The organism is Collinsella sp. AF31-11, assembly GCF_003475605.1.
In the GTDB taxonomy this organism is placed as follows: Bacteria; Actinomycetota; Coriobacteriia; order Coriobacteriales; family Coriobacteriaceae; genus Collinsella.
Genome location: NZ_QRQS01000001.1, coordinates 98,367 through 109,799, shown reverse-complemented (window position 1 = coordinate 109,799; position 11,433 = coordinate 98,367). Strand labels below are relative to the sequence as shown.

Genomic DNA, 11,433 nt, shown 5'->3' with positions numbered 1-11,433 from the left:
CCGCAAAGACGTCGTTTGGGGCAGTTTTGGCTGTTACTAAAAAGGTGACAGTACTCATATTTGCCATTTTTTGCCCACGGGGTCTTGAGGGAGAGCGTCAATCAGGTTCCAGGGGAGGCGTTTCGAGGCCCAAAGGACACAAAACGGGGGCGCAGGTTGTCCTGCGCCCCCGTTCTCGGGCGTTATTCGTTCCCTGCGGCAGAATTTACGCCGCTTCGTCGAACTGCGAGTTGTACAGGTCGGCGTAGAAGCCGCCTTGGGCGAGCAGCTCATCGTGCGTGCCCTTCTCGACGATGTCGCCGTCGCGAATTACCAAGATCACGTCGGCGTTGCGGATCGTGGACAGGCGGTGCGCGATGACAAAGCTGGTGCGGCCCTGCATCAGCGCATCCATGGCGCGCTGAATGAGCTCCTCGGTGCGGGTATCCACGTTGGAGGTCGCCTCGTCCAGAATCAGCGCCGGGCGGTCGGCCAAAATGGCGCGAGCGATGGTCACGAGCTGGCGCTGGCCCTGCGACAGGTTCGTGCCTTCCTCATTGATCATAAAGTCGTAGCCGCCGGCGAGCGTATGGATAAAGTGGTCGCAGCGTGCGGCGCGCGCGGCGGCCTCGACCTCGGCGTCAGTCGCATCGGGACGTCCGTAGCGGATGTTCTCGCGGATGGTGCCGTTAAACAGCCAGGTATCCTGCAGCACCATGGCAAACTCGCCGCGCAGTGCCGCGCGGTCCCAGTCGCGCACGTCGACGCCCTCGACGCGCAGCGAACCGCCGTCCACGTCGTAGAAACGCTGCAGCAGCTTAATGAGCGTGGTCTTGCCGGCGCCGGTGGGGCCGACGATGGCGATGGTCTGACCGGGCTGTGCCTCGCAGCTAAAGTCGTGGATGATGGTCTTGTCGGGCGTGTAGCCAAACTTGACGTGGTCGAACTCAACGTGGCCGGGGCGCTTCTCGGGAATCTGGGCGTCGGCCTTCTGCTCCTCCTCGGGCGCGGCGAGGAACTCAAAGACGCGCTCGGTGGCGGCGGCCATCGACTGCATCGTGTTGCTCACGTTGCCCAGCTGCTGCACCGGCTGCGTAAAGTTGCGCACGTACTGGATAAAGCTCTGGATGTCGCCGGGCGTGGCGTTGCCGGTCAGCGCGAGCTGCGCACCCACCACGACGACGCCCACGTAGCCCATGTTGCCCACCAAGCTCATAAGCGGCATCATCAGGCCCGATAGGAACTGCGAGCGCCAGCCACTAATAAAGAGACGGTCGTTTTGACGGTCGAACTCCTCGATCGAGGCCTCGGCGCGGTCGAACACCTGAATGACGTTCTGGCCGGCAAAGTCCTCCTCGATAATGCCGTTGACGGTGCCCAGAACCTGCTGCTGCTCTCGGAAGTACGGCTGCGAGAAGTGAATCATCACGGCAAGGATAATCGCGGCAGCCGGCAGCGTGAGCACGGTGACGCCGGTGAGCGGCAGACTGATCGACAGCATCATGACGAGCACGCCGATAATCTGCGTGACAGACGTGATGAGCTGCGTCACGCTCTGGTTGAGCGACTGGCCGAGCGTATCGACGTCGTTGGTGATGCGACTGAGTACGTCGCCCTTGCTGTGGCCGTTGAAGTAACTCATCGGAACGACGGCGATCTTGGCGGCGATCTCCTTGCGCATGCGATAACAAATCTTTTGCGTGACGCCGGTCATGAGCCAGCCTTGGATCAAGCTGCAGGCAGAGCTCGCCAGATACAGACAGAGCAAAAAGCCGAGCGTCTTGGCGATCCAGGCAAAGTCGACATCGCCGGTGCCGTTGACCTTGGCAACCAAGCCCTCGAACAGCTTAGTCGTAACCTGGCCGAGCACCTTGGGCCCCACAATGTTAAAGATGACCGAGCACACGGCAAAGGCGACGGCGGCAAACACGGCAATCTTGTGCTGGCCGATATAGCCGAGCAGCTGCCTCATGGTGCCCTTAAAGTCCTTGGCCTTTTCGCCACGGCGCATGCCACCCATGCGGCCCATGGGACCACGCTGGCGGGTGGGCTTGGGAATCTGAGTCTTGGTCTCGTCTGCCATTAGCGCTCGCCTCCTTCCATGACGGCTGCAATTTCTTCTTGGGTAAGCCCCAACTCCTCGGCGGAAAGCTGCGACTGTGCGATCTCCAAGTACGCCGGGCAGCTGCGTAGCAGCTCCTCGTGCGCGCCGGTGCCCACCACGTGGCCGTCGTCGAGCACGATGATCTGGTCGGCGTGCATGATGGTCGCGATGCGCTGGGCCACGACCACGAGTGCGGCGTCGGTGACGTTTTTGGCGAGCTCCTCGCGCAGGCGCGCGTCGGTCTTGTAGTCGAGCGCGCTAAACGAATCGTCGAACACCACGACCTCGGGCTTTTTGGCCAACGCGCGTGCGATGGCCAGACGCTGGCGCTGACCGCCCGAGACATTGGAGCCGCCCTGGCTGATGGGGGAGTCGTAGCCGCCCTCGCGCTCGGCGATAAAGTCCTCGGCCTGGGCGATGTGTGCCGCCTGGCGCATGTCGTCATCGCTCACCATGTCGCCGGCAAACTTGAGGTTGCTCTCGACGGTACCCGAGAACAGACGACCCTGCTGCGGAATATAACCAATGCGGCGGCGAAGCTCGGAAAGGGTCATGTCGCGCACGTCGATGCCGTCGAGCGAAATGCTGCCGCCCGTGACGTCGTACAGGCGCGGAATCAGCTGCACAAGCGTGGACTTGCCCGAGCCTGTGGAGCCAATGATGCCGAGCATCTGACCGGCATGCGTGGTGAAGTTCACGCCGCTGATGACATCGGCGCGGGCATCGGGATACTGGAAGCTCACGTCGCGGAAGGTGAGCTCACCGCGCGGAGCGCTGGCCGCGGGCAGTTTAGGCGAGACGGGGTCGTTGATGCTCGTGGGGCAAGTGATGACCTCTTCCACGCGCTCGGCTGCGACCTCGGCACGGGGTAGGATGACCGACACCATGGTGAGGATCATAAACGCCATGACGATCTGCATGGTATAGGAGATAAACGCCATCATGTTGCCGACCTGCATCACGCCGTCGGACACGCCCTGCGCGCCAAACCAGACGATAAGCACGGTGATGCAGTTCATGACGAGCATCATGAGCGGCATCATAAAGCTCATGGCGCGGTTGGTGTAGAGCTGCGTGGTCATCAGGTCGAGCGACGCCTTGTCAAAACGCTCGAGCTCATGCTCCTCGCGGTTGAACGAACGGATAGGCATAAGGCCGTCGAGCAGCTCGCGGGCGGTAAGGTTCACACGGTCCACAAAGCTCTGCATCTTTTTGAACTTGGGCATGGTGAGGCCCATAAGCACGCCGACGACGGCCGAGACCGCGATGATGGCCACGGCGATGGTCCACTCCAGGCCGGTGTGGTTGGCCAGGACGCGCATGACAGCGACGATGCCCATGACGGGGGCCATCAGGCACATGCGGATGAACAGGGTTGCGGCCATCTGGATCTGCTGAATGTCGTTGGTGCAGCGGGTGATGAGCGAGGCCTGGCTAAACTTGCCCACCTCGGCCGGCGAGAAGTGCATAACCTTGTTGAAGGTCTCGCGGCGCAGGTCGCGGGCGATGGAACAGGCGGTGCGCGAGGCCACGGCACCGGTCAGGATTGTGGCGACGAGCGACACGAGGCACAGACCAAACATCGTGGTCGCCATGCGGCTCAGGTAGGCGTTCTGCACGTCAGCGGGGTCGATGCCCTGCGCCTTGTACTCGTCCTGTACATAGCTCACGGCGCGCTGAGTGACGATGGAGCCCGACATGGAGCCCATTTTGTCCGCCATTTGGTTGGCGCCCTCGACGAGCTTGCTTTGGTCTACCAGACCGCCCTCGACACCCAGGCGCAGGCTCTTCATGGTGATCTTACCGCCGTCGGCATCAATCTGCTTTTGCATATTCTGCGCCGCTGCGGCCTTCTGCTGCATCTCGGCGAGCTGCTCGGGCGTCATCGCTGCCATTTGCTCGGGCGTGGGCATGGCTTGGGCGCCGCTGTTGTCTTTCTCGCTGGACGCGCCCATCATGTCGCCCATGGAGCTGGCGTCGATGCCTTGGTTGAGCGAAAGGACGACGGTCTCGGGCAGGCTCATGATATCGGCAATCTTGCCGCCGTCGGCGCGCTCCTCCTCGGTGCCCTTGTACGCTCGAATGCCGTTATTGTCCGCCTTGCTAAACACGGCCTCCACAGCTTTGGCGTCCTTGGCGCTCATAAAGAGTTCGAGGTCGTCGAGCGATTCGGCACGAATGGTGTCGGGCACGGGCGAGGCGATGCCGCCTTGCTGCACGCCCACGTCGACGATGTCGCTCATATAGGTAGGCAGTGCCAGATCGGCGTTACAGCTGATTACGATAAGTACGATAGCTGCGAACAGTGCTGGGACATGCTTTTTAAAGAGCTTGAGAATCCTCACTCGGCATCTCTCCTTTCTTGATTGCGGTCGATAATTTCGTTGAAACGCCTTAGAAGGCGCACCATCTCTTGGGTATCTGTTTCGCCGAGCTGCTCGAGGAAGGCCGCGGTGCGGTCCTCGAATTCCCGACGCTTGATTTCGAGATCATGGAATCCCTTGTCGGTCACCGTGACGTGTACGCGACGACGGTCGGTCTTTGAGTGTTCGCGCTCGACCCAGCCCTTGGCCTCTAGGGCGCGCAGGATGTTGGCGATGCGGGCGCTCGAGACCCAAGCGCGATCAGCGAGTTCGCTCGGCGTGAGCGAACCACCAGCGAGTATGAGGGCGCGCATGACAGCCATCTCGCCGCCGAGAGCTTTGTCCGCAAAGCGCGAAATGCGCTGATGCATGCTGCCAAACTCAGTTAAGAGCTGACGCCCAAGCTCATAGAAATCGGTATCTTCCACCGAAAACCCCTAACACTAGAAACTATTTTCAGTGAAAGATGATACCCATGTACGCGCACCCTAACCGGCAGATTTTGAGGCATGTCCCAAAAATCTACGTGGCTGCCAGTCAATATAAAGAGCGTATAAAGACTTAAAATCATTCAATAATTGTAGCGTTTCAAAGAATTATCATGCACGCGGTTAGGCGAGGGGTTGTCACCACCATGACGACTGGGACTCATATAATCGCCACGTGCGATGCTCCAACTTCCCGCAAGGAGACACCTTATATAAAGGGGGATGGAGTCATGGCATTTGACTTCACGGGCAAGACCGCGATTGTCACGGGCGGCACTCAGGGCATTGGCCTCGAGATCGCCAAGGGCATCGTCGCGGGCGGCGGACACGTCGCGCTCATCGCAAGGAACGCTGCTAAGGGCGAGGCCGCTGTGGCCGAGCTTGGCGAGGGCAACAAGTTCTATCAGCTCGATGTTGCCGATGCGCCCAAGGCGCGTGAGACCGTCGAGCAGATTTTTACGGACCTGCCGCAAACCAACATCCTGATCAACTGCGCTGGCGTCATCAGCACCAAGAAGTTCGACGAGATCGATGACACCGAGTGGCGTCGTACCATCGACATCAACCTCAACGGTACCTTCACTATGATGAACGCCGTGTACCCGCACTTTAAGGCGGCCCATGCCGGCACTATCGTCAACGTGAGCTCTGTTGCTGGCAAGATCGGTGGTGGCCTGCTCGGCACCGCGGCTTACGCGAGCTCCAAGGCCGGTGTTAACGGTCTAACCAAGGCAGTCGCCAAGGAAGGCGGCAAGTTTGGCGTCCGCTGCAACGCCGTGTGCCCGTCGCTCACCCTTACCGATATGACCTCGATTCTCTCTGACGAGAACTCTCAGCGCATCATCAACGGTATTCCTCTGGGCCGCGCCGCCCAGGCCAGCGAGCCTGCGCAGATGGTGCTCTTCTTCGCTTCCGACCTCGCCAGCTTCGTGAACGGCGAGATTGGTGACTGCGACGGTGGCATCGTTCTGGACGGGTAATACCCCGCGACGTTAATTCGGCGACGGCTCCTGCGACTCGGGACCGTCGCCTTCTTTCTGGCACAGGAGCGTGTGACCGCGTGTCGCACGCATCAAAAGGAGATATAAATGAGTGAATCGACTGCGGTGGAGGCGCCGGCAACAAAAGAGCCGTTCTTTAAGATGTCCACCATCCCGGGCGCCAATATCTTGGTGCCGCTTCTGTTGGGCTGCCTGCTCAACACGCTGTTCCCCGACCTGTTCAAAACGCTCGGCAGCTTTACGCTCGGCATGACCCAGCAGGGCGCAGGCCCGCTTGTTGGCGCTTTTTTGCTCATCGTCGGTACGACGATTTCGTTTAAGAGCGCTCCTGCCGCCGCTGCCCGCGGCGCCATCATCATCGCCGTCAAGCAGATCGTGGTCGTTGCCGTGTCGCTGCTCATCCTTTATGTGTTCAACGACAACCTGTTTGGCATCTCTGCCATGGTGATGCTGGCCGCTTGCACGGGTGCCAACAACGCTATGTACGCTGGACTGATGGGCACCATGGGCAACGAGGCCGAGCGTGGCGCCGTCGCCATCACCACGCTGGTTGTCGGCCCTCCGGTCACGATGATCGTGCTCGGCGCTGCCGGTCAGGCTCCGATCGGCTGGTCGCTCGTGGGCGCCATCCTGCCGATCGTCGTCGGCATTATTCTGGGTAACCTCTTCCCGAGCTTTAAGAAGATGATGGCACCGGCACTTTCCGCCATCATCGTGCTCGTCTTCTTTGCCATGGGCTCGACCATGACCTTTGGCCAGCTTATCAACGGTGGTCTTCCCGGCATCCTGCTCGGCGTGATCTGCTCGGTGGTCTTTGCAATTCCCGTCATCGCGGTCGATAAGCTCACGGGCGGTACGGGTGTCGCAGGTGCGGCCATTTCGAGCTGCGCCGGAGCCAATGTGGCCACGCCTGCTGCCATGGCAAGCGTCAACGAGGCCATGTACGGCGGCGCGGTGCTCGCGACGGCTACGGCGCAGGTCGCAGCATGTGCTATCGTGACGGCCATTTTGACCCCGCTGGTCACCAGCTGGTGCTACAAGCATTTTGAGGGTCAGGGCCACAGCAAGGCAACGACCGACAAGGCCGCCGCAGCCGCCTAATGCCAAGCGGCAATCAAAGCTAAATAACTAACCATGCCACAGGGCGGTCCCGGGGGAAATCCCGTGGCCGCCCTGCAGTTTCTGCGGGGTCTCTGGGGCACTTTACCCTGCTAAAACTGGCATAACAGCTAGAGTGAACGTCGTACAAAGGCAAGGAAAAATACCAAACAAATCGGTGAACGGTAGTTGTTCGCGCTCGCATTTCCTGCGGATTTGTTAAAAACGCACTAATGGTATAAAAAAAGAAACATATAACAGCCCTGATGAAGGGGGTGGCTATGTTATCCTTCTCAAACGGGTGAAATCTTGGGTTTTGGGTTGCAGTTCCAAGGTGGACAAACGTTTTTCCCTATACCAACGTGTGGTGAAGAACGGAAGAAGCCGGTAGTGCAAGCCGATAATTCAAGAATTCAATAAGCAGCGGTGTGAGAGAGCGCCGCATTACACGTAACTAGGAGCGTGGTTACACAATGCAGGAGGCATGGGAAGGCTTCAAGGAAGGCATCTGGACGGGAGAGGTTGACGTCCGAGACTTCATCCAGAAGAACTACACCCCCTACGAGGGCGACGAGTCGTTCCTCGCCGGCCCGACCGAGCGTACCAAGGAGCTGTGGGGCGAGGTTCTCGACCTGCTGCTCAAGGAGCGCGAGCAGGGCGGCGTCCTCGATATGGACACCAAGACCGTCACGGGTATCGTGAGCCACCCCGCTGGCTACATCGATAACGCCCATCGCGACAAGGAGACCATCGTCGGCCTCCAGACCGACAAGCCGCTCAAGCGCGCGCTGCACGTCAACGGTGGTATCCGCATCGCCTGCCAGGCTGCCAGCCAGCACGGCTACAAGATCGACGAGAACGTTGTCGAGCGCTACACCTTCGAGCGCAAGACCCACAACGCCGGCGTCTTCGATGTCTACACCCCCGAGATGCGCGCCTGCCGTTCGGCCCACATCATCACTGGTCTGCCCGATGGCTATGGCCGCGGCCGCATCATCGGCGACTACCGTCGTGTCGCCCTGTACGGTGTCGACTACCTGATCAAGGACAAGGAGGCCCAGAAGGCTTCCACCCCGACGGTCATGACCGCCGACAACATCCGCGATCGCGAGGAGCTGCAGGAGCAGATCCGCGCCCTCGGCGAGCTCAAGATGATGGCCGAGACCTATGGTTTCGATATTTCCAACCCTGCTACCAACACGCAGGAGGCCATCCAGTGGATGTACTTCGCCTACCTCGCTGCCGTCAAGGAGCAGAACGGCGCCGCTATGTCCATCGGCCGTACCTCTACGTTCATCGACATCTACGCTGAGCGCGACCTTGCCAACGGCACCTTCACCGAGGAGCAAATCCAGGAGTTCGTGGATCACTTCATCATGAAGCTCCGCATGGTCAAGTTTGCCCGTACCCCCGAGTACCAGGCCCTGTTCACCGGCGATCCGCAGTGGGTCACCGAGTCCATCGGCGGCATGGGCGTCGACGGCCGTACGCTCGTTACCAAGATGAGCTACCGCTACCTGCACACGCTTGAGAACATGGGCACCAGCCCCGAGCCCAACATGACCGTTCTGTGGTCGACCCGTCTGCCCGAGAACTTCAAGAAGTTCTGCGCCAAGACTTCTGTCGCCAGCTCCTCGATCCAGTACGAGAACGACGACCTCATGCGCGTTTACCACGGCGACGACTACGGCATCGCCTGCTGCGTGTCCTCCATGCGCATCGGCAAGGAGATGCAGTTCTTCGGCGCCCGTGCCAACCTGGCCAAGTGCCTGCTGTATGCACTCAACGGCGGTGTTGACGAGGTCTCCAAGAAGCAGGTCGGCCCCAAGTACCGCGCCGTCGAGGGCGACACGCTCGATTACGACGACGTTGTGGCCAAGTACAACGACATGATGAAGTGGCTCGCTGGCGTGTACGTCAACTCGCTGAACATCATTCACTACATGCACGACAAGTATTGCTACGAGCGCATCCAGATGGCTCTGCACGACAAGCACGTGCATCGCTGGTTCGCTACGGGCATCGCTGGCCTTTCCGTCGTGGCCGACTCCCTGTCCGCCATCAAGTACGCCAAGGTCCACCCCGTCCGTGACGAGAACGGCATCATCGTCGACTTCGAGACCGAGGGCGAGTTCCCCAAGTACGGTAACGATGACGACCGCGTCGACCAGATCGCTCACGACGTTGTGCACCAGTTCATGGAGTACATCCGCATGAACGACACCTACCGCAACTCCGTGCCCACGACCTCGGTTCTGACCATCACCTCCAACGTCGTGTACGGCAAGAAGACCGGCTCCACGCCCGACGGCCGCAAGGCTGGCCAGCCGTTCGCCCCGGGTGCTAACCCCATGCACAAGCGCGATAGCCACGGCGCCATCGCTTCGCTGTCTTCGGTTTCCAAGCTCCCGTTCCGCGATGCTCAGGACGGCATCTCTAACACCTTCTCCATCATCCCGAGTGCGCTCGGCAAGGAGGACCAGGTGTTCTTTGGCGATATCGACCTTGATCAGCTGGGCGAGTAACTATTGTTAGTGCTATACTAACAATAACGATTACTGATTAGTGCGCCGGTTTCGGCCGGCGCCTATCAATCGAAGGAGACACATTATGAAGGTTTCTGAAGTTTCCGAGACTCAGGCCGATAACCTGGTCCACATGCTCGACGCTTACGCCGAGAAGGGTGGCCACCACCTGAACATCAACGTCTTCAACCGTGAGACGCTGCTCGACGCTCAGGCTCACCCCGAGAAGTACCCGCAGCTGACCATCCGCGTTTCCGGCTATGCCGTGAACTTCCACACGCTCACCAAGGAGCAGCAGGACGAAGTCATTTCGCGTACCTTCCACAACAAGTTCTAAAGGGACTCAACTCCCACCGGAGACCCGGCAAGGCCTACGCACTTTGCCTCTCAAACGTCCTCGCCGCTTCGCGGCTGCGGAATGTTTGCGAGACAAAGTGCTCCCGGCCTTGCCGGGTCTCCTGCGTTGTCGCCCTTTAGGGAACCACGCTAAATCAAAATTGGTGTCCTCGGACATGCAAAGAGGCTCGCTGCGCACTTCGTGCGGCGAGCCTCTTTGCGTCCTGCGGAATATTTTGGGAGGTAGCCCAAACAGCCTTGGCTGGGTCCTGTGTAGTCACCCTTTAGGCGGAACTCTCCTAATTATTTGGATGAGTCGTTTACTTACTTGTACTGTTACCGTCTTCCCGCTCTTGTTGGGGTATGCTTTGTTCGTATGTAAACGTATGACATGTTGATGGGGGAGGGTGCTATGGCTCGCGAGAGTGCTCGTTCTAAGGATACGGCTAAGCCTGGCATCAAGGAAGTTGCGGCGGTGGCGGGGGTTTCGCCTACTACGGTATCTCGTGTGCTTAATAATCGTGGCTATATTAGCCAAGAGACCCGCGATAAGGTCCATGCCGCGATGAAGCGCATCAACTATACGCCCAACGATATCGCTCGTGCCATGCTCAACGGTCGCCTGAATCTTATCGGTATGATCGTCCCCTATGTCAGCAGCCCGTTTCATGCACAAGCGGTTCAAGCCGTTGAGCGTACCCTGGCCGAAAACGGTTTTAAGATGCTGCTGTGCAATAGTGCCAATCGACCCGAGCTTGAGCGCTCTTATATCGATATGCTTCGGCGCAATATGGTTGATGGCGTCATTGTCAACTCGCTTAATATCGGTGCCGAGGCGTATGCCGAGATGGGTTTGAGTCTGGTTGGTATCGACTGCGACCTTGGCGAGGCCTCTGTTCAGATTGCGAGCGACAGCTATAGTATCGGCGAACTTGCCACGCGTCGCCTGATCGATGACGGGTGTTCGCGCATCCTGTGCCTGCGCAGCAATAGCCGCATGCGCATGCCTGCCAATAAGCGTACCGATGCCTACCTCGATGTTGTTGAGCAGGCCGGTTTGCCCGCGCTTGTCCGTGAGGTCGAGTTCGTTAAGCCCGACGACGAAAAGAGCGCGGTCGTTGCGAAGATCCTCGATGAGAACCCCGATATTGACGGCATCTTTGCGGGAGACGACACGATGGCGGCTATCTGTCTTAACGTGATGAAGCAGCGCGGCTTGAGCGCTCCGGGCGATATTAAGGTCGTGGGCGCGGATGGTGCCCGCCGCACTATGACGTTTATGCCTGACTTAACAACCGTTCGCCAAGATATCGATCGCATCGGAGAGCTCGCGGCGCAATCCATCATTGCTCTTATTAACGGCGAAAAGCCCGAATCGAATATCAAGCTCCCCGTTGAACTCATTGAGGGTAAAACCGCGTAGTTCATCCCGTGCCAAAAGAATTCCTCAAACACCTCTGATGACCGTTCGCCGGCATATGTCAACCGTTTGCCGACGACTGGAACTGCGAAAAGACGTATTGGTGTGAAAACGTTTGA

8 protein-coding genes are annotated in these 11,433 nt (G+C 59.2%); 5 read left to right on the top strand and 3 right to left on the bottom strand.

Annotation, left to right across the window (positions count from 1 at the left end):
* Positions 1-205: 205 nt before the first annotated feature.
* From DWZ22_RS00485 to DWZ22_RS00475, 3 genes are read right to left on the bottom strand one after another with little or no spacing between them, the layout of a single operon-like run.
* The gene (locus DWZ22_RS00485; protein WP_118405170.1) at positions 206-2,062 is read right to left on the bottom strand and encodes an ABC transporter ATP-binding protein; all 1,857 of its coding nucleotides are present in this window, start codon (positions 2,060-2,062) and stop codon (positions 206-208) included.
* The gene (locus DWZ22_RS00480; RefSeq protein WP_118405169.1) at positions 2,062-4,428 is read right to left on the bottom strand and encodes an ABC transporter ATP-binding protein; all 2,367 of its coding nucleotides are present in this window, start codon (positions 4,426-4,428) and stop codon (positions 2,062-2,064) included. The genes DWZ22_RS00485 and DWZ22_RS00480 overlap by 1 nt, the downstream gene beginning before the upstream one ends.
* Positions 4,425-4,874 carry a MarR family winged helix-turn-helix transcriptional regulator gene (locus tag DWZ22_RS00475; protein WP_118405168.1) on the bottom strand — a complete coding sequence of 150 codons (450 nt, stop codon included), beginning with the start codon at positions 4,872-4,874 and terminating at the stop codon, positions 4,425-4,427. Before DWZ22_RS00475 ends, DWZ22_RS00480 begins: the two co-directional genes overlap by 4 nt.
* Before the next feature lie 290 nt (positions 4,875-5,164).
* Here DWZ22_RS00475 and DWZ22_RS00470 point away from each other — a divergent pair, with 290 nt between their 5' ends.
* The 5 genes from DWZ22_RS00470 (at position 5,165) to DWZ22_RS00450 (ending at position 11,317) form a co-directional block, all read left to right on the top strand.
* Positions 5,165-5,914, top strand: coding sequence for an SDR family NAD(P)-dependent oxidoreductase (locus DWZ22_RS00470; RefSeq protein ID WP_006234857.1), 750 nt, complete (start codon positions 5,165-5,167; stop codon positions 5,912-5,914).
* A 108-nt stretch (positions 5,915-6,022) separates the two neighbouring features.
* Entirely contained in the window at positions 6,023-7,036 is a 1,014-nt protein-coding gene (locus tag DWZ22_RS00465; protein WP_118206620.1) for a 2-keto-3-deoxygluconate permease, read from the top strand.
* 470 nt (positions 7,037-7,506) lie between these two features.
* Positions 7,507-9,558, top strand: a complete 2,052-nt coding sequence (gene pflB / locus DWZ22_RS00460; protein WP_118206619.1) for a formate C-acetyltransferase — start codon at positions 7,507-7,509, stop codon at positions 9,556-9,558.
* A gap of 85 nt (positions 9,559-9,643) precedes the next feature.
* Positions 9,644-9,895: an autonomous glycyl radical cofactor GrcA3 gene (grcA3, locus tag DWZ22_RS00455; protein ID WP_055252439.1), complete on the top strand. Its 252-nt coding sequence runs from the start codon at positions 9,644-9,646 to the stop codon at positions 9,893-9,895.
* 411 nt (positions 9,896-10,306) lie between these two features.
* Positions 10,307-11,317 carry a LacI family DNA-binding transcriptional regulator gene (locus tag DWZ22_RS00450; RefSeq protein WP_233546412.1) on the top strand — a complete coding sequence of 337 codons (1,011 nt, stop codon included), beginning with the start codon at positions 10,307-10,309 and terminating at the stop codon, positions 11,315-11,317.
* Positions 11,318-11,433: the final 116 nt, after the last annotated feature.

Excerpts from the sequence above, each read along its gene's own strand:
- DWZ22_RS00485 (WP_118405170.1), bottom strand. The coding sequence starts at position 2,062 with ATGGCAGACGAGACCAAGACTCAGATTCCCAAGCCCACCCGCCAGCGT.
- DWZ22_RS00470 (WP_006234857.1), top strand. The coding sequence starts at position 5,165 with ATGGCATTTGACTTCACGGGCAAGACCGCGATTGTCACGGGCGGCACT.
- DWZ22_RS00465 (WP_118206620.1), top strand. The coding sequence starts at position 6,023 with ATGAGTGAATCGACTGCGGTGGAGGCGCCGGCAACAAAAGAGCCGTTC.
- pflB (WP_118206619.1), top strand. The coding sequence starts at position 7,507 with ATGCAGGAGGCATGGGAAGGCTTCAAGGAAGGCATCTGGACGGGAGAG.
- grcA3 (WP_055252439.1), top strand. The coding sequence starts at position 9,644 with ATGAAGGTTTCTGAAGTTTCCGAGACTCAGGCCGATAACCTGGTCCAC.
- DWZ22_RS00450 (WP_233546412.1), top strand. The coding sequence starts at position 10,307 with ATGGCTCGCGAGAGTGCTCGTTCTAAGGATACGGCTAAGCCTGGCATC.